Annotated in this window: 18 protein-coding genes and 1 riboswitch; of the genes, 1 reads left to right on the forward strand and 17 read right to left on the reverse strand. The window is 36.2% G+C overall.

What is annotated here, in order from left to right; translation table 11 throughout:
• Positions 1 to 7: 7 nt before the first annotated feature.
• From cmk to dnaE, 13 genes are all read right to left on the reverse strand, one after another.
• A complete protein-coding gene (cmk, locus tag J3U50_RS02410; protein ID WP_034530802.1) occupies positions 8 to 688 on the reverse strand; it encodes a (d)CMP kinase in 681 nt (226 codons plus the stop codon).
• Positions 689 to 709: 21 nt separating this feature from the next.
• Positions 710 to 1,276 (reverse strand): LysM domain-containing protein, encoded by a 567-nt coding sequence (locus J3U50_RS02415; RefSeq protein WP_054608195.1) that lies wholly within the window; start codon positions 1,274 to 1,276, stop codon positions 710 to 712.
• Positions 1,277 to 1,326: 50 nt separating this feature from the next.
• Positions 1,327 to 2,772, reverse strand: coding sequence for an ATP-dependent DNA helicase RecQ (locus J3U50_RS02420; RefSeq protein WP_054608196.1), 1,446 nt, complete (start codon positions 2,770 to 2,772; stop codon positions 1,327 to 1,329).
• A complete protein-coding gene (locus J3U50_RS02425) occupies positions 2,762 to 3,799 on the reverse strand; it encodes a helix-turn-helix domain-containing protein (RefSeq protein ID WP_301945494.1) in 1,038 nt (345 codons plus the stop codon). The genes J3U50_RS02420 and J3U50_RS02425 overlap by 11 nt, the downstream gene beginning before the upstream one ends.
• Positions 3,800 to 3,802: 3 nt before the next feature.
• The gene (locus tag J3U50_RS02430) at positions 3,803 to 4,384 is read right to left on the reverse strand and encodes an ECF transporter S component (RefSeq protein ID WP_301945495.1); all 582 of its coding nucleotides are present in this window, start codon (positions 4,382 to 4,384) and stop codon (positions 3,803 to 3,805) included.
• 82 nt (positions 4,385 to 4,466) lie between these two features.
• Positions 4,467 to 4,587, reverse strand: a riboswitch (FMN riboswitch).
• Between the two features lie 58 nt (positions 4,588 to 4,645).
• A complete protein-coding gene (locus J3U50_RS02435) occupies positions 4,646 to 5,371 on the reverse strand; it encodes a pseudouridine synthase (protein WP_034530795.1) in 726 nt (241 codons plus the stop codon).
• Complete coding sequence (gene scpB, locus J3U50_RS02440) at positions 5,340 to 5,900, reverse strand: SMC-Scp complex subunit ScpB (RefSeq protein ID WP_034530792.1); 561 nt, start codon at positions 5,898 to 5,900, stop codon at positions 5,340 to 5,342. Before scpB ends, J3U50_RS02435 begins: the two co-directional genes overlap by 32 nt.
• Positions 5,901 to 6,656, reverse strand: a complete 756-nt coding sequence (locus J3U50_RS02445; RefSeq protein WP_054608199.1) for a ScpA family protein — start codon at positions 6,654 to 6,656, stop codon at positions 5,901 to 5,903.
• Positions 6,637 to 7,005, reverse strand: coding sequence for a hypothetical protein (locus J3U50_RS02450; protein WP_034530791.1), 369 nt, complete (start codon positions 7,003 to 7,005; stop codon positions 6,637 to 6,639). Before J3U50_RS02450 ends, J3U50_RS02445 begins: the two co-directional genes overlap by 20 nt.
• Before the next feature lie 23 nt (positions 7,006 to 7,028).
• Positions 7,029 to 7,916: a site-specific tyrosine recombinase XerD gene (gene xerD / locus J3U50_RS02455; RefSeq protein WP_301945496.1), complete on the reverse strand. Its 888-nt coding sequence runs from the start codon at positions 7,914 to 7,916 to the stop codon at positions 7,029 to 7,031.
• A gap of 14 nt (positions 7,917 to 7,930) precedes the next feature.
• The gene (locus J3U50_RS02460) at positions 7,931 to 8,815 is read right to left on the reverse strand and encodes a S1 RNA-binding domain-containing protein (RefSeq protein ID WP_301945497.1); all 885 of its coding nucleotides are present in this window, start codon (positions 8,813 to 8,815) and stop codon (positions 7,931 to 7,933) included.
• Between the two features lie 108 nt (positions 8,816 to 8,923).
• Entirely contained in the window at positions 8,924 to 10,684 is a 1,761-nt protein-coding gene (gene pyk / locus J3U50_RS02465; RefSeq protein WP_053796641.1) for a pyruvate kinase, read from the reverse strand.
• A gap of 142 nt (positions 10,685 to 10,826) precedes the next feature.
• On the reverse strand, positions 10,827 to 14,204 hold the full coding sequence (gene dnaE, locus J3U50_RS02470) for a DNA polymerase III subunit alpha (protein ID WP_301945498.1): 3,378 nt from the start codon (positions 14,202 to 14,204) through the stop codon (positions 10,827 to 10,829).
• A 105-nt stretch (positions 14,205 to 14,309) separates the two neighbouring features.
• Between dnaE and J3U50_RS02475 the strand changes: the two genes are divergently transcribed.
• Positions 14,310 to 14,501 (forward strand): DUF2929 family protein, encoded by a 192-nt coding sequence (locus J3U50_RS02475; RefSeq protein WP_225349239.1) that lies wholly within the window; start codon positions 14,310 to 14,312, stop codon positions 14,499 to 14,501.
• A gap of 36 nt (positions 14,502 to 14,537) precedes the next feature.
• Here the strand turns inward: J3U50_RS02475 and clpB are convergent, their stop codons facing one another.
• From clpB to J3U50_RS02495, 4 genes are all read right to left on the reverse strand, one after another.
• A complete protein-coding gene (gene clpB, locus J3U50_RS02480) occupies positions 14,538 to 17,120 on the reverse strand; it encodes an ATP-dependent chaperone ClpB (RefSeq protein WP_054608203.1) in 2,583 nt (860 codons plus the stop codon).
• A gap of 105 nt (positions 17,121 to 17,225) precedes the next feature.
• Positions 17,226 to 18,461, reverse strand: a complete 1,236-nt coding sequence (gene pepT / locus J3U50_RS02485; RefSeq protein ID WP_301945499.1) for a peptidase T — start codon at positions 18,459 to 18,461, stop codon at positions 17,226 to 17,228.
• Positions 18,462 to 18,472: 11 nt separating this feature from the next.
• A complete protein-coding gene (locus J3U50_RS02490; RefSeq protein WP_301945500.1) occupies positions 18,473 to 19,276 on the reverse strand; it encodes a Nif3-like dinuclear metal center hexameric protein in 804 nt (267 codons plus the stop codon).
• Complete coding sequence (locus J3U50_RS02495; RefSeq protein WP_301945501.1) at positions 19,277 to 19,972, reverse strand: tRNA (adenine(22)-N(1))-methyltransferase TrmK; 696 nt, start codon at positions 19,970 to 19,972, stop codon at positions 19,277 to 19,279. It lies immediately after the preceding gene.
• Positions 19,973 to 19,987 lie beyond the last annotated feature (15 nt).

A 19,987-nucleotide genomic window follows, 5' to 3' on the forward strand; every position in this document is an offset into this window, starting at 1 on the left:
GATTAAATTATAGTGTTTGTTTTTTTGTTATTTCATCAGAGATGGCATCAACCACTTGATCAATTGACATCGAAGTAGTGTCAATTTCCTTTGCATCAGCAGCTTTTGTCAATGGAGACACGGCTCTATGAGAGTCTTTGTAGTCTCTTTCTTCAATTTCTTTTTTCAATTGTTCTAGTGGAACATGAATACCCTTTTCGGCATTATCTTTAAAACGACGATCAGCTCTTTCATCAACACTAGCAATCAAGAAAATTTTAACTTCAGCATCTGGTAAAACTGTTGTTCCGATATCTCTACCGTCCATAACAATACCACCCTTAGCTGCAATATCTTGTTGTCTTTGAACAAGTTCTTTTCTAACTGCACCTAGACTAGCAACAGTTGATACGTTATTAGTAACATCTTCTTGTCTAATATCGTTAGTAACTTCTTGTCCATCAAGGAAAACCTTTTGTTGTTTTTCCCCAGGTTCAAAAGTAATTTCAGTATCATTTAACATGTCTAAAATCACTTTTTCGTCATCCAAAGGATAGCCTAATCGTAAGGCCTTTAGAGTAGTTGATCTATACATTGCACCAGTATCACAGTAAATGTATGAAAATCTTGCTGCAACTAATTTGGCAACTGTACTTTTTCCAGCAGATGCTGGTCCGTCAATCGCTACTTGTAACTTACTATTATTCATAAACTTAAACACCACTTAATTTTATTTTACTAGAATCTTTTGGCCGTTTCTAACCTTGTTAGAATCAGCAATACCGTTAATTCTCATTAGACTTTGAACACTTGTACCGTACTTCTTAGCAACACGGTATAAATCAGTCATACCATCTTGGCCAATAACAGCGTATCCACTGTTGTTAGCAGTTGTTGATTGGTTGGTAGTTGTTGTTTGGTTTTGTGTGTTATTGCCATTAGTTTGACCTTGAGTATTATTGTTTGAGTTATTCATTGTGTTGTTCATGCTTGATGAACTGCTCATTGCTGAAGAACTACTCATTGAACTTGAGCTAGACATCATTGAACTTGAACTTTCTTTATCATTATCACTTGATTTCTTCTTTGAAGACATTGAAGAAGATGATGAAGAATTAGTTGTTGTAGAGTCAACATTGTTGCTACCACTTGGACTACTAATCATTCCGTATACTAGAGCAAATAATCCAATTACTACTAGGATTGTGATTAAAACGATTGCAACTGTCTTATGTCCTCTATGTTTTCTTCTACTTTCTACTCTTGAAAAATTACTGTAATCGTCGTTATTATTCAAAATAATGACCTCCTAATAATATCTTATGTCTTAATTATACATGAATTTTACTATTTAGAAAAAAGAGTTTGAATAATACTTTGCCATTTGACATTCTGTGGCCGCGAATTCAAGCTTTTGCTTTCTTGAACTAAATCCATCTGTTCTAATTGTAATTGGGTGTCTTCTCCATTACAACAATTTTCATCGTGTTCAGAAAAAATTTCGTTAAAGTATCTAAGTAAAAATGCACGCTTACATCCCTTTGTTTTCACATAACCCAACATTTGGTTTAAGGATGTTACTAATTCGTTTCTTCTTCCCTCAAATATATTAATTACTTCGTTTTTCGTAAAACCACTTTGAAAATAATAGTTAATGAGATTGGCTTTTTCGTCCAATTCATTGTTTTTCAGTTGTTGATAATGATCATAAAAGAAGTTAATCATATCCTCACTTGGAATTGTGTCATCAATAAATCGATATTGTAAAATTTCGTCTTTTTCTTTATACAAAATAACTGAGATGCTTTGTTTACCATCCCTACCAGCTCTTCCCATCTCTTGGACGTATGATTCCAAATTAGCGGGCATGTGGTAATGAATGACAAATCTGATGTTATCCTTATCGATTCCCATTCCAAATGCACTTGTGGCACAAATTATATCAATTTGGTCACTAATAAACTGATGTTGAATTCGATATCGACTATCAGCATCTAAATCAGCATGGTAAACCTCAACGTTTAATTTGGTTTTTTCTTTTAACCACTCACAAACTGCGTTAGCAACCTTCTTACTAGAGAAGTAAATAATCCCTGGCTTCATCAATTTATTCACTAGGTATAGCAAGTGATCATTTTTATCCTCATTACTAGTAAACGTATCAACGGCCAATGCAATGTTAGGTCGATTCGTCGAGTACTTAATCGTTTCTACGTTTGGTAAACCAATTTTTTCTTTAATGTCTGAAACGACATCATTAGATGCGGTAGCAGTCAGCATTAAGGCAGTCGGATGATTTAAACTGATGATTATCTCCTTTAAGTTTAGATACTCAGGTCTAAAATCTGGTCCCCATTGATTAATACAGTGCGCCTCATCTACCACAAATAAAGAAATTTTGTGCTGCTTAAAAGCATCTAATACATCTGAATTAGACAACATCTCTGGTGAAACGTAAACGTACTTGTAGTTATTTAAATTATTGATGACTCTTTTGCGATCAACCCAAGAAAGATTAGATGTTATCGCGACCGTTTGTTTTTCACCCAGGTACCTCATTCTATCAACTTGATCTTGCATTAATGAAATAAGCGGAGATACCACGATTACCATCCCATTAACCATCTTACCAACGTATTGATAAATAAGGGTCTTACCCGTACCTGTTGGCAACACGCCTAATGTATCCTTACCATCTAGGATTGATTGGATAACCTCTTTTTGCCCAGAACGAAAGTCATCAAAGCCAAACCATTTCTTTAGATGTTTCTTTAATTCTTCATCACTTAACATCTTGTTTGCTCCTTAATATTTGATAGATTCTGAACTCAAAAAAATTGATATCTGTGCTTTCACTGATCTGACGATATTGCCAATCATCAATTGGCAGGTTATCAAAAGATCGGCGTAATGTTCTTTCATCTTCAGCACTAACGATTTTAGTGTAAGGAAACTTACTTTCCGGTAACCAAATTGCCATCTCTAATAGATGTTCTCTCACAGTTGATAACTTTACGCTTAGGTTATTAGCGATTTGATCTAGCGTATTACCACTAACAAATTGTTTATACGTTTGAATCGCATGATGGTTCATCTTTAAAGTTCGCACGTCATTTATCAATGGTAATAATAACTGATCATCATCATTAATAATATAGTTAATAAAATCGACCCAACCATCGTATTCCATGAAGAATGCTTCAACATTTGAAATGCCCAGGATATCCGCCAATTGACCGTTTGTCATTCCATAAACATCATGGCCAATCATTTGTTGAGCAATGATATTAGCCTTCTTCTCATCGACTTGTGATAAGTACTTGGTTAAATAATCTTCTAGTCGACTTACGATTTCTGCCTTATTTTGAATAAACCATCTTTTAACAATCATCGCGCTCTTCATATCTGTTTTAACTGGATAATAGTTCTTATTTTGATAGCTATATTCTGAAACAGATTGAATGGCCAATAATATTCTTGCCTTAAACTCATTTACATCATAATCATATTGATACGATGTGTTCTGTAATATGTAAAAGGATTCCTTTACAGAATCCTTTTTAATTTGACCCTTTGTGGTCAATTGATACTGAAATTCATCAACTTGTTTTGCTAGACCGTCAATGATTAACTTTTTGAGTGATCCGTTGATAGAATTTAGATCATATGTTTTTAGAATTGCTGAGTATTGTAAGATACCGTAACGCATTGCCCAGAAAAGTGTTGAAACGGTTCTTTTCCCGTTTAGCAAGTTTTGAATTAGTTTAATTCTTCTTGGTTGCGTCGATGATAGAAGCAATAACAGCAAATCTTTGTTCATTGTTTATCTCTTTTCTTTATATTTTTCCCATGCATTGCTTCTGTTATATACAATCACGAAGACAATACCAATGAATAATCCCTTGATAATGTTAAATGGTGCGACTGTGTATAACACAGAATCCAATAGGCTAAAGCTCAATTTAAACCCAGTTAAATTGATGTATAGTGGTGTAATCACAAAATAGTTCAATACACTCATAACTAGAGCTAACATGACTGTTTCAAACAGAACCATAATAACGTATTTAGCGTTGTTTTGAACTAATTTATTAACCAATGTAACTGATAACACGATTGTTAAACTAGCGACTAATAACGCTGAAATTCCAATCAGATTAATCAAAGAAACACCGGTAAAGACGAAGTATAGTACCGCTCTTAGCAATGCTACGATCAAACCACTACGAGTTGATAATAACACAGTTGCTAAAAGAATTGGGATATCACCAAAATCTAACTTCATGTATGGTGCCATTGGTAAGATAGGCACTGAAAGATAGGTCAATAGATATGCCAATCCTCCTAAAATAGAAACCTGAACCAGGTTCTTCAAACTAAAACGACTACTTGTACTACTTAACATAATAAATCCTCCATATGAGGAATATCTTCAAAAAAAGCCCATTGATCCATCGAAGACCAATGAGCTTTTTGCGTACTCAAAAAGAGATCTTCTTTATACCAGACTGTACTGTCGGCTTTGGAATTTCACCAAATCAACTATCAAACGATAGGTAGCGGGCTGTAACCGCCGGTCGGGAATCTAACCCTGCCCTGAAGATAAACCAATTTTTATTTTTTCAAGAACGATTATAGCAAAAAAGGCCTGTTTTAAACAAGCCTTTTATCTCTTTTCAGTCATTTCGTATAGCTTTTCAACTTCGAATTTCTTTAATGGACGGTAATCACCTGGTTGTAATCCCTTTAAGTTTAGGAAAGCAAATGATTCACGTTTCAACTTTTTAACCGGATGACCGATTGCCTTGAACATGTTCTTAACCTCATGGTTTTTACCTTCATGAATTGTTAATTGTACAACAGCGGTCTTCTTACCATTATCGGTTTCTAAGACGTTTGTCTTGGCAGGTGCGGTCTTCTTACCGTTAATCTTAACACCTAGTCTTAGTTGCTTTAATTCGTCGTTAGTTGGAATTCCTTCAACCTTAGCTACATAAGTCTTTTCAACTTCGTACTTAGGATGAGTTAAACGGTTATCCAAGTCCCCATCATTAGTCATTAGTAAAAGACCGGATGTATCGTAGTCCAATCGACCAACTGGATAAATTCTTTGTTCAACATCTTCGAAAAAGTCTAGAACAGTCTTTCGATCCTTTTCATCAGACACTGAAGTGATAATTCTTCTTGGTTTGTATAACAAGTAATATACCGGTGCTTCCTTGTTGATTGGCAAACCATCAACTTGCACTTCATCAGAAACTTTAACCTTTGTTCCTAGTTCAGTAACAACTTGACCGTTTACCTTTACGCGACCGGCTAAAATAATTTCTTCTGATTTACGTCTTGAAGCTACCCCGGCTTTAGCCATTATCTTCTGTAGTCGTTCCGCCATTTTCTTCCTCCTGAAGTAAAATTTCATTATCAATTTTTGGTAATTCGTTTAAGCTCTTAATTCCAAACAACTTCAAAAAGTTATCAGTTGTTGTATAAAGCTTTGGATGACCCGGTACCTTCTTGTAACCGGCAGTGGCAATTAGACTTTGTCTCAACAATCTTTGGACTGTCTTACTGCTGTTCACACCTCTAATGTCATCCACTTCAACCCTCGTAATTGGTTGATTATAAGCAATAATCGTAAGTGTTTCTAGCGCTGTTTGAGTTAAAGAAATGCTTTCATCACTTTGTAAATATCCCTTAATTAGATCGTTTAGTTCTTCCTTTGTGGCAAGTTGAACCTTATCAGAATATTCCATCAACGTAAATGGTGAGTCTTCGTGTTCAAAAGACTCCTTTAGTTGATTCATTAATGTTTCTAGCTCACTAGTACTTAGTTTCAATAATGTGCTTAGATTGTCGTATGTTATTCCATCTTCACCAGATATATATATTAGGCTCTCTAGCTGCGCTAACTTACTAACCAATTACTCTTCACCTTGCTTTACGATTTTTTCTAAATATAGTTTGTCGTCGATTTGTCCGACCTTGACCTTTTGTTCCTTAACAAGTTCTAGTAGTGATAAAAATGTAGTAACTACAAATTCAACGTTACTAGTCTTATCAAATAAGGAATCAAACTCAACTGATTGCTGTTTGGATAATCTATCCATAACATATGTTGATTGGCCTTTGACAGTGTATTCCCATTCAATCACTGAGTGTACATATGGTTCATTTGATTTAATCTTTTCGATAATTCGATCAAACGCTTGTTGAATTAAATCGATACTGAATTTTTCGTTATCGTTAAAATCAATCATCTCATCGACACTTGGTAAAACGGGATCAACGCTGTGATATTGACTAGTCTTAGTCTCCATCTTTTTCAACACTTTTGATACTTCTTTATATTCTTGATAAATCAAAAGTTGATTTACTAATTCATCCCTTGGATCTTCGTAATCATCATCTTCGTTAATTTCATCATTTCTAGGCAACAATAGCTTAGACTTGATTGCCATCAAATTGGATGCCATTACAAAGTATTCACCTGCGATATTAACATTTAGGTTTTTCATCTCAGTCAAATATTCAACGTATTGTCTGGTAATCTTTTCAATTTGGATGTCATATATGTCCATTTCAGATTGCTTGATCAGATGTAATAGTAATTCTAAGGGGCCATCAAAATCATCAATGTGAATATTTATGTTGTTAGAGTTATTGAACTCTGGTTCCATTACGTTTCTCCCAAATTTCACAGATTGAAGTGGTATCCATTGTTCCGACAATCTTTTTACCCATGTATAGGTTATTTAAATCATCAATCATTGAACAGCAGTTATTAATGTTCCAAGAATCGGGTGTTAAGACTACTCTTCTTAGAACTAATAAATCATTTTTTTGTTCAATTGCGACTAATCCAGCCCAATTGTCATCTTGATTTTTCCATAAGTAAATAACACGGTTATCACTATCTTCATACCAGTTCATTTCATCTTCTAAATGATTACCCTTATTCATGTCTGGTAACAAAGAAAGCATATCCATAGCGATTTTTTTATATTCTGTTCTATATTTTAGTAGCATCCCAAATTCCTCCAATCTGTGCTTTAGGCGTGTGGATGAAAATCATCAAACGCCTTATTTAGATGTTCATGGGAAACATGTGTATAGATTTGAGTCGTCGATATATCCGAGTGCCCCAATAGCTCTTGTACAACTCTCAAATCCGCTCCATTTTCTAGTATATGAGTAGCAAATGAATGACGTAAAGTATGTGGCGTAACCTTTTTCTTAATACCAGCTAAACCAACATAACGTTTAAGCTTTTGCCAAATACTTTGTCTACTTAAACCAGATCCATGAGCATTTAAGAATAGATAGTCACAATGTCTTCTTTTTAGCAAAAGATTGCGACTGTTTTCCATATAAGTATATATCCACTTGATGGCCTGAGAGCCAATCGGAATAATTCTTTCCTTGTCTCCCTTACCAATAGTTTGAATAATTCCCATATCCAAATGTAAATTATCCATCTTCAAATTAACTACTTCGCTAACACGCAATCCTGTGGCATACATAACTTCTAATATCGCCCTATCTCTAATGCCATATTTGTCGTTTGTATCAGGCACTGCCAGCAACTTATCAATCTCCTTCATCGTCAATACATCTGGTAAATGATTGGCTGATTTAGGAGTATCTACATTGATCATCGGATCTTCGATGATGAAGTGATATCTTTGTAGGTACTTAAAAAACTTTTTCATCGTTGAAACAAAACGGATTATGGAATTTCTTGCCTTTCCACAATCCTTCATGTACTTCATATAATCTAAAATTGTCTTGGAATCGACTTTTTTAAATTCATTAATATGATTGCCTTTTAAGTAATTGATAAATCCTTTAATGTCTTGATGATAGCTCTTAATCGTATTATCTGATAATCCACGTTCTATTACCAAATAATGTAAGTAGTCCTTAACTTCGGAGTCCATAATATCACCCGATTTTATTCAATGTCAGTTTTGTTACCCTTTTCAGTTAACAACATTTCGCCATCTTTTTGTTCAATCAGACGGTTCTTCAAAAGATTACCTACCGCACGTTTAAATTGTCCCTTACTAATACCAAAGAAAGCCTTGATATCTTCAGGAGTACTCTTGTCAGTATAAGCAATTTTGCCATCTTCTGATCTCTTCAAAACAGCAAAAATCATTTTTGAATCGTCACTGATTGCTTCGTATGCACGAGGCTTCATTGAAAGGTTCAATGTTCCATCTCGTAAAATTCCAATTACTCGTACGTCGACTTGTTGACCCAAGCGTGGTTCCATTTCACGTTCGCTCGGATGAATAAATCCTAGTCGATAGTCATCTGTAATAACACGAGTTCCGGCTAGCTTCAATCTATAAGTTGTCGCCTTCATGTTACGGTTCTTTAGCTTGGGATTAGCTGGAATTGAAATGCTCTTGAAGATTTCTTCGTCAGCTAATTCACCCCAAATTCGATCTTTTTTATCGATTTTCAAGGCAATCATGACTTTATCACCATGTTGAGGCCATAACTTTGTTAATTCAGGAAGATCATCGATTGATACAGCGATGTCCTTGTTAGGTAATCCGATATCAACAAAAATTCCCAATCCATACTTGCTTTGGACAACCGTTCCAAATGCATAGTGATCCACTTGGACATCTGGAATGTTTCTTGTTATTTGCATCTTGTGATTTTCATTTTCATATGCAAATCCCTTAAAGTTACTACCAATCTTTAGTGGCTTTAATATTTCGTCCTTATCCAATAGGAATGTTGTTCCTTCAATTTGAACAAAATAGTTTTTGTCATTTTCGTCAGTTACTTTACCAGAAACAACACGGCCTAAAAAGTTATTCATTAATATTCCTCATTTCGAATCGTTATATGTCAATTCTACACTAATTTACATAATATTTCGATAAAAAAAGAGGATGCATTTAAAATGCATCCTCTTTTCGAGTAAATATTATAGTGAGTTAGCAGCGCCTGCGTAAACAATTCCGCGACGTGCATCTACTGTAATAGTTTGACCGTCTGAGATGTTTTCAGTAGCACCCTTAGCGCTAACAATAACAGGAATTCCTAGTGAAATACCTAATACTGCAGCATGTGATGTCATACCACCATCTTCAACGATAATTGCGCTTGCCTTCTTAATAGCTGGCAAGAAGTCTTTGTTGGTATTCTTAGCTACCAACACGCCACCGTCAACAGCCTTGCTGTTTGCATCGGCAGCGTTACTTGCTAAAAAAGCTTTACCGATAACAGTCTTGTCGCCAACACCTTGTCCTTGAGCAAGTTCTGAACCGATCAACTTAACGCTCATTACGTTAGTTGTACCCTTTTCGCCAACAGGTAAACCTGCAACTACAAGGATTAAGTCGCCTTCCTTAGCTAAGCCAGTTTCAACTGCCTTCTTAGCTGCAAAGTCGAACATACCATCACTGTTTTCTGGCTTGTCAACAACGATTGGTTGAACACCCCAGTTAACCATTAGACCACGACGTACACGGTCATCAAAAGTTAATGCTAAGATATCAGCATTTGGATGGTACTTAGAAATCATACGAGCTGAGTAACCAGTTGAAGTAGTAGTTACGATAGTCTTGATGTCAAGATCCTTAACCATTTCAGCAACTTGCTTACCGAATGCTTCAGTAACGTCACCGTTGTTGAATGCAGGACGAGCGTCACCGTATTCAGCGTAGTGGTTTTCAGCCTTAACGTCTAACTTAGCCATAGTAGCAACTGCTTCTGCTGGGTAGTCACCGTTAGCACTTTCACCTGAAAGCATAGTAGCATCAGTACCGCTTAATACAGCGTATTCAACGTCTGAAGCTTCAGCACGTGTAGGACGTGGGTTTTCAATCATTGAGTCCAACATTTGAGTTGCAGTAATAACTGGTTTACCCATTTCGTTACATCTGTGGATTAAGTGTTTTTGAACGATTGGAACATTTTCTGCTGGAATTTCAACAGCCATGTCACCACGAGCAATCATCAAACCATCAGAAACCTTCATGATTTCTTCAAAGTTGTCGATACCTTCTTGTGATTCAATCTTAGGGAAGATTTGAACGTCTTCTTTATGTTCGTCTTCAAGTAATTTACGGATGTCTAAAACATCTTCTGGTTTTCTTACAAATGAAGCGGCGATGAAGTTAATGTGCATTTCTGAAAGACCAAAACGAATGTCGCTTGAATCCTTTTCAGTAATACCTGGTAAGTTAATTGAAACACCAGGTGCAGTAACAGTTTTACGTGAACCTAGAGTAGCGTTGTTTTGAGCAACAACAACTAGTTCTTTGTTAGCTTCATCGATTTCTTTGATAACTGAGTCTAGGATACCGTCATCAAATAAGATGTGGCCACCAACGTGAACGTCAGCTAATAAGCCAGGGTAAGTAACGGCGATCTTTTCTTTAGTACCTTCAATAGATTCGTCCATTGAAATTCTAAATTCGTCGTTAGTGTGGAATTCAATCTTACCATCTTTTTGGATAGTAGTACGGATTTCAGCACCCTTAGTATCAAGCATAAGACCAACAGTCTTACCAGTTCTCTTTTCGGCTTCATGAACTTTGTTTAAACGATCAAAGTGTTCTTCATGGTCACCATGTGAGAAGTTAAATCTGAAAACATTAGCGCCAGATTCGATTAATTTGACAATAGTGTCAACATCGGTACTAGCAGGTCCTAATGTACTTACGATTTTTGTTTTCTTCATAAGTAAAAATCTCTCCTTTTATTTTGTATGATAAATCATCCCTAAAAGATGACTATCATGCATAACTAGGTTTCATCTAGAATTGTATCACTTTTTAAAATTTATGTCTTTTATTTTTGCGCAATTTTTTAATAATTCAAAATTATTTATAAACTACATTGCCATTGCCTAATAATTGAATAAGTTTATCGTGCAATTCCTTGCTATTATTCAAATTATTGTCCGAACTTAACAGCTTTTTGGTACCGTTTTGTGAATTATATATAACGACTTGATGATTTCCATGATTTTGTTTCATCAATGCATAAACATTTCTCAATACTTGATTGGAATTGTGGGCCTCATCAATCTTCAAATACCATTTTTCACTAGGCATTTGCTTTTTGATTTTACTCAAAACGTTTGCTGCAGGATACATCTTATCGGCAATCAGTTGATACTGACCGTTTCTCTTTTCGGGTTTACCACTTACCATAATTACCATAGATGTTCTAATCCAATTAGCAATAAGTTTGTAAGTTGATGGGAAGACTGTCACGTTAATATCTCCGGCAACATCTGTTCCATCAACGAACGCCATATTGTCACCCTTTTTGGTCCTAATGGTCTTAACTCTTTGCACAAACAATAGACAGTTAATTGGTTCATCATAACTACCCAATTCGTCTGAAGAAACAATCTTCATTGCACTTTGTAGTTTTTGATATTGTTCTACTGGATGTCCTGATAAATAAACACCAACGTATTTATTTTCCAATTTCAGTTTATCAACTAGACTAAGTTCTTCGGCAACTCGCTTTTTAGGCTTTAGTGTCTTGAATAAGTCCTGAGATCCGCCGCTTAAGTTAACTGATTCAACGTATTCATCAATCGAATTAGCTAATTCGGAGCGATTATCACTAAAACTATCAAAAGCACCCACGTAAATAAGTGGTTTTAATAAGTCGTTTTTTCTAAACTGTGGTGAAATTCTGGAAATGAACTCTTCTAGTCCCTTGTATGGACCATTTTGTTCACGTTCTTCAACAATTTCACGAATAAAATCACTACGGATTCCCTTGATGCATCTTAGACCAAAGATAATGTTTTGCCCATCGTCAATAAACTCTTCAAATGACTTATTGATATCAGGTGCCAATACATTAATATTACGTTTCTTAGCCTCCACAACATAAACATTAATCTTGTCGTGATTTCCCATTACGGAGTTCAACAATCCGGTAAAGAATTGACGACTAAAATGGGCCTTCAAATAAGCTAATTCAAATGCCATCTTACTGTAAGCCACAGCATGAGACTTATTGAAACCGTAACTAGCAAATCGTTCAATATATTCGAAGGTTTGACTAGCGGATTGCTTTGAGTAACCCTTCTTTTCGGCTCCAGTAATAAACTTATCTCTCATTGATTCCATTACGCCTTGCTTTTTCTTACTCATTGCACGACGTAACAAGTCGGCTTCACCAAGTGTGAAGCCACCCATGATTGATGCCACTTGCATTACCTGTTCTTGATAAACAATGATTCCATACGTTGGCCCTAACACATCAACAAGGGTTGCATCGATTCCTTCAACCTTTTCATTGCCCTTCTTTCGAGCAATGAAGGTGTCGATATTTTCCATTGGACCAGGACGGTACAAGGCATCAACGGCCGCAACCTCATTGAAGTTATCCGGATGTAATGATTTCAAAACACGTTTAATCCCGTCAGATTCAAATTGGAAGATTCCATTTGTATCACCCTGTTGGAATAATTCCAATGTTTTGGGATCGTTTAAATTAATCTTTCTGATATCAAAATTACTGTTAACATCTTTTCTAACTAGTTGAATGATGTCGTTTAAAATTGAAAGGTTCTTTAAACCAAGAAAATCAATCTTCAGCAAACCGATTTCTTCTACGTAGTTCTTAGAATATTGAGTAATCAATAGCTCTTCATTTCCTGATTGAAGCGGTGAAGTCTCAACAATTTTGTTTTGACTTAACACCAATCCGGCAGCATGCGTCGATGAATGTCTAGGGTTACCTTCTAGTTTAGTAGCCGTTTCATACATCAACTTATTCAAGGCATTGTCGTTAACGAGGTTCCTAAGTTTTAGTGAGTTATCGTAAGATTCCTTAAGCGTAATCTTTAACTTGTTTGGAATGGCTTTACTCCACTCGTCTTGTTCAAACTTAGATAAACCAAATGTTCTACCCACATCCCTTAATACTTGTTTGGTCGACATTGTATCAAAAGTAACGATTTGAGCAACGTTTTGATGCCCATACTTATCATGGACATAGTTTAAAATCACTTCACGTTTATCGTCTGGAATATCCAAATCAATATCCGGCATTTGAGCACGTTGGTCATTTAAGAAACGTTCAAACAATAGGTCGTATTCAATCGGATCAACATCTGTAATGTACAAACAAAACGAAACAAGTGATCCGGCTGCTGAACCACGTCCGGGTCCAGTCATGATATTTTGTTGATGAGCATAGTTAATAACGTCCCACACGATTAGGAAATAATCGTTGAAGCCCATGCCATCAATCACTTGTAACTCATGTTTTAAACGGTCACGATAAACTAGCCATTTACCTTTCGGAACTGCTAATTCCACTAAACGGTGCTTTAAACCAGTTATACATAACTCGGCTAGGAAATCCTTGGAAGACATATTCTTACCGTTTTCATAGTGAGGTAGTACCGGTTGTTTTTTACTAATCTTGACATGACAGCTTTGTGCTACTTTTTCGTTATTAGTTAAGCATTCTTCAAGTCCCTTTAGTTGGTAATCATTAATCACATCAGTACTTGGTTTTAACCAGTTCTGGGTTTCTTCATGACTTTCACCCAGTGGATTGGTTAGACGGCGATTATCATCTCGAATGCATTGCATTACTTTTAGAGCGAATGCATCATCGCTATTTAGATTTTGGACTCTAGATGATGCAATTAGGCCAACCCCTAATTGTTCTGATAATGGTTTTACTTGTTCAATGTAGTCATTATCTTCTAGTTTTTCTTCACTAATCGCCAAGAAGATATCTCCACCTTCATGACCATTCTTTAGATCACCTATAAAATCGCTCACTGTATCGACTTGGTGTTGTTTAATCAACGCTGCTACCTCGCCATAATCAGGAACAATGATAAAAGTATCTTTGGTAAAACTAAGTACATCATCTATCGAAAGATTTTCGTTTTCCCTTGTTTTAGCTAGAGTTGATAATTTCATGATGTTTTTGTATCCATCATTATTCTTTGCTAAAACAATCAATTGATTTGACTCCTCATCCGCTGAGACATTCTCAACGGAAAAAGTAAGTCCGATAATTGGATGAATATTATTTTTTATACACTTATCATAGAATTCAACTGCACCATACATAACTTTGTCATCAGTCAACGCCAGGTTAGTATACCCACGTTTAATTGCTGTTGAAATTAATTCATCTATTGAGATTGTACTATTCAACAAACTGTATGAACTCATTACGTTTAACGGTGTATAATCCATAAAAATCATCCCTTTCCTTCAACAATTATAACAAAAATATCAATTGGTTGGATTATTTATAACTGTTTTTTACTTCTTAACTGTGGTAAAATTTCTATGAAATGTGAGGTGGATATGATGAAATTCATTATTTCAAATCTATTAGTTATTTTCTGGGCTGTTATCTTCGGTGAAATCATCGGATACATTGCCAGTCAATTAACTGGACTAACCTATAACTTAACTGAAATTGGTGTCGTATCAGCCGTTGTTGTATTAATCGCTGTTAACGCTTTAACACTTATTTCAAAACACTCAGTCAAATAATAAAAGCTCAAGTTAATCAACTTGAGCTTTTTTTGTTTATTCAAATGTTAATTCGTTGTTTGCTAATCCAATCTTAACTGTAGACTTGGCTTTTACCTTATCTGCAATGATTAACTTAGCTAATGGGGTTTCGACATTTCTTGTCACAAATCTTTGTAATGGTCTTCCACCATATTGTGGGTCGTATCCATTATCAGTAATCCAGTCTAGTGCTTCATCACTGACTTCAATCTTGATTTGTTGATCATTTAAACGTTGACCTAATTGGTCGATTAAATGTTTAACAATTTGTCTTACATCCTTCTTGGATAGTGGCTTGAATGTGATGATGTCATCAATTCGGTTTAGGAATTCTGGTTTGAAGCTCTTCTTCAACAAGTCATTGACTTGTTTCTTAGCCTTATCAGAAATGTTTCCGTCCTTATCCAAACCATTCAATAAGATATCAGAACCTAGATTTGATGTCATAATCAATAGCGTATTCTTGAAATCAACTGTGTGGCCTTGGCCATCGGTTAATCTTCCATCGTCTAATACTTGTAGTAAGACGTTGAAGACATCAGGATGCGCTTTTTCTATTTCATCAAACAAAACAATGGTGTATGGATCTCTTCTAACGGCTTCAGTTAATTGGCCACCTTCTTCGTAACCAACGTATCCTGGAGCAGCACCGACAAGTCTAGAAACGGATTCTTTTTCCATGTATTCTGACATGTCAATTCTTACCATGTGTTCTTCTGAATCGAATAGGTTTTCAGCTAATGATTTGGCAAGTTCGGTCTTACCAACACCGGTAGGTCCTAGGAATAGGAATGATCCTAGCGGTTTACTTGGGTCTTGTAGACCAGCTCTAGAACGTAGTACCGCATCGGAAACAGCTTCAACGGCTTCATCTTGACCAACTACTCGCTTATGCAAGTTGTCGTCTAAATGAAGTAGTTTTTCTCTTTCACCTTGCATCAAACGGGCAACAGGAATCTTAGTTTCACGACTTAATACTTCTGCAATACCGTCTTCTGTAACTGATTCACTAACCAACCAGTCGTCTTCATGATCTTGATTTTCCATCTTAGCAAGTTCTTCTTCCAGCTTTGGAATCGTACCATGTTTTAGAATGGCAGCCTTATTTAAATCGTATGAGCTTTCGGCTTGTTGCAAGTCATTCTTAGCTTGGTCCAGTTCAGCCTTCTTGTCACCTAATGTCTTAATGGATGACTTTTCTTGTTGCCATCTAGCGTTTAACTTATTAACAGTTTCCTTTAAGTTAGCTAGTTCTGGTTCTAGCTTGGCCAAACGAGCCTTTGATTCGTCATCTTCTTCGTTCTTTAATGCGGCTTCTTCGACTTCGGCACGCATTAACTTACGGTTGGCTTGATCCAATTCAGTTGGATTGGAGTTCATTTCAACTTCGATTGTTGAAGATGCTTCATCAACTAAATCAATCGCCTTATCAGGTAAGAAACGATCTGGAATGTAACGGTCAGCCAACTTTGCAGCAGCAACTAAGGCATTGTCGTGAATTCTTACTCCGTGGTGAATTTCTAGTCGTTCTTTAATTCCACGAAGAATTGTGATGGTATCGTCAACACTTGGTTCATCAACGCTAACCTTTTGGAAACGTCTTTCAAGCGCCTTATCCTTTTGCATGTACTTTCTGTATTCGTCAACAGTAGTTGCACCAATCAAATGGAGTTCACCACGAGCTAACATTGGTTTTAAGATATTTCCGGCATCCATACTACCTTCTGATTTACCAGCACCAACGATGTTGTGAATTTCATCAATGAACATGATAATTTGGCCTTCAGACTTTTTAACAGCCTTTAAAACCGCCTTCAAACGTTCTTCGAATTCACCACGGTACTTGGCACCAGCAATCAATGAACTCATGTCTAATTCAAACAATGACTTGTCCTTTAGGTTTTCAGGAACATCGTTTACGGCAATACGTTTTGCTAAACCTTCCACGATAGCGGTCTTACCAACACCGGGATCACCAATCAAAACAGGATTGTTCTTGGTCATTCTGGAAAGAATTCTGATTACGTCTAGAATTTCTTCGTCTCTTCCAATAATAGGTCCTAACTTACCTGCTCTGGCTTCGGCAACCAAGTCGACACCATATTTCTTAAGTGCTTGATAATTATCTTCTTGATTCTTTGAAGTCACCTTTTCGCCCCCTCTGATATTTTGTACTACTTCTTCAATCTTTTGTTTTGTAATTCCTTGGCCTTTTACATAGTCGACAACTTTGTTCCCTGTTGTATCCATTAATGCGATTACTAATGTATCAACGGCAACATAGCCATCACCCAAGTTTGTTTTTTCTTTTTCTGCGTTTTGTAATAGTTCTAGCATACTGGATGAAATATTTTGTCCATAGGCCACGCCTTGGCCATCTACTGTTGCAATTTCATCTAGTTGTTGATCCAATTGCTTTTCGAAATCATCAACGTTCATCCCTGCTTCAGCAAAAATTTGTCTTGCTAATTCACCTGGTTGAACCAATACCTTGAATAAATGGGTAATTGTGATTTCTTGATGTTTGCGATTAGCAGCCACCTTTTGTGCTTCAGCTAACGCTTGTGATACTGCTTCTGTTAATTCATCTGGATTCAATTATTTCACCTACTTAATAAAAAATACCTATGAGAAATCAATCTCATAGGTAAATTTTACCAAAAGGTCACATTAAATCAAATTATTTTGACCTTTTTTGACTAATTATTTTTCTGCGTTTAACTTAGCGATTTCAATGATGACATCACATGCTTTTTCCATTGTTTGAACAGATACATATTCAAAACGACCGTGCATGTTTTCACCACCGGCAAACAAGTTTGGTGTTGGTAATCCCTTAAATGAGATTGTTGAACCATCAGTTCCCCCACGAACTGGGAAAATGTCTGGTTTAACGTCAACATTATTCATTGCTTCCTTGGCTAAATCAACGACTTCCATGTTCTTTTCGATCACTTCGGCCATGTTGTAGTATTGGTCTTTAACTTCAACGTGAACACGGTCATAATCAAAGCGTTTGTTCATTTCATCAGCAATCTTTTTGAAGTATTCTTTTCTTTCTTCAAAACGGTTTCTGTCATGATCTCTGATGATGTAAGACATCTTGGTGTTGTCCGGAGTACCATTAATTTCAAGTAAGAAGTAGAATCCTTCCTTGTCATCAGTGTATTCAGGTCTTTCGTATACAGGTAGTTTAGCATTGAACTCCATTGCTAATAGAGCGGCATTGACCATGACATCCTTGGCTTCACCAGGATGGACATCGGTTCCTTTAATTTCAACGGTTGCACCAGCGGCATTAAAGGTTTCGTATTGTAATTGACCCTTAGCACCACCATCAACGGTGTAAGCCATTTCAGCACCGAAATCATCAACATCAAACTTCAATGAACCAGTTCCGATTTCTTCGTCCGGACCAAAACCAACTTCGATTTCACCGTGCTTAATTTCAGGATGGTCAATTAAGTACTTCATGGATGAAATGATTTCGGAAACTCCTGACTTATCGTCAGCCCCTAATAAAGTGGTTCCATCAGTTGTGATAAGAGTATCACCAGAATACTTATGTAGACTTTCAAATACGTTTGGATCTAAGTTGTATTCACCGTCACCTAATTTGATGTTTGATTTTCCATCATAGTTTTCTACAAATTGTGGGTTCACATTTTCTGAATTAAAATCAGCAGTATCAATATGTGAAATGAAACCAATCTTCTTAACATCTTTGTCGATGTTTGAAGGTAGGGTTGCAAATACATATGCACTTTCTTCATTTGTTCTTACGTTAGATAAACCAATTTCTTTTAGTTCTTCCTTTAATTGGTTTAAAAATACTGTTTCACGGTTTGCTGATGGAATGGTAGTGCTGCTTTCATCAGAACGCGTGTTAATCTTAACGTATCTCAAAAAACGAGGTACTAAGTCTTCATACTTACTCATGGTGTTTCCCCCTAAATAAATTGATATGGATCAGTGTTTATAGAAGATTCTATCACATCTATTGGCCAATCATAATCTTTTGCCCACTCTTTGAACATTTCTGCCAAATATGGTTTGCAAATGCTTTCGATGTGATGGCCGGGATCAACAACTGACATATGGTCAGCAATCATATCATGACCGACGTGATAATAAACATCCCCGGTAACATAAACGTCTGCACCTTTATCCTTAGCAATGTTATAGAACTTACCACCATCGCCACCTAGAACGGCAACTTTTTTAACTGGCTTATTCAATTCATGACTAATTAGGCGAAGACCGGAGACATTGAAGTATTGCTTACAATTATGCGCAAACTGTTCGACTGTTGTGGTTTCCTTTAGTTCACCAATTCGACCCATGAAGTATTCAACTCCATTATAATCTCCTTGACTTACTAGTCCTTCAACGTTTCTTAGGTCCATTGCTTCAGCTAACCAATCGTTCATACCACCATCAGCGTTATCCAAATTGGTGTGTGCAGAATAAACAACGATGTTGTTCTTAATGATGTCGGCATACATCTTATTTTGTGGGACATCTAAGTCCATGTTTTTAACAGGTCTAAACATCGCTGGATGATGAGAAAAAATCATATCACAGTCGTTTTCAATCGCTTCTTCAACCACTTCTGGTCTAACGTCTAAGGTTACTAACACCTTATGAATTTCTTGATTAATCGATCCAATTTGCAAACCGATTGGGTCGTGTTCAACCGCAATCTCCTTTGGTGCAAATTTTTCAAACTGGTTAATTAAGTCGAATGCTTTCATTTATAACACCTCTTTAATTTCCTCAATTTCCTTCTTCATTGAATTAATCTTATCAACTGGTTTATCATGCTTGGCCAAGTTCATTTGGTCAATTACCATTTCAATTCTTTCAATTTCGTTTTCCCACTTCTCAACGAAAACATCTGAGTGTTGTTTTAGTAAAAATGGGCCAAACTTAATTTCTTGTTCTGTGTATTTTACTGGTTCGTCTGTCTTTTTCGCAACGATAATTTCATAGGTGTGACCGTCTTCTCTTAAGATGGTTTCATCACTAATTTCATATTGGTTATTCATTAACCATGTTCTCAAACGATCTTCTCCAACGTTTGGTTGAAGAATTAACAATTCATTTCCTGACAAGTGTGACTTACCGTTTTCTAGGATATTCTTGATTAAAGTTCCACCCATTCCGGCAATGGTAACACAATCAATTTTATCCTCTGGTTGAACTGATAATAATCCATCTGCTAGTCTAGTGTCGATTCGATCACTTAAACCTTCAGCTTTAATTTCTTGAATTGCGTTGTCTAGAGGTCCCTTAGCAACCTCACTAGCAATTCCAAATTCAATTTGTTTTTGTTTCATCAAATAAACTGGCAAGTATGCATGATCAGATCCGATGTCTGCTACTCGACTATTTTGCGGAACAAAATCTGCAACTACTTTCAATCTTTGAGATAACTTATTTGCGTCCATAAAAACACCTTTTCT

It is taken from the genome of Lactobacillus sp. B3795 (genome assembly GCF_026535805.1).
GTDB lineage: Bacteria > Bacillota > Bacilli > Lactobacillales > Lactobacillaceae > Apilactobacillus > Apilactobacillus kunkeei_C.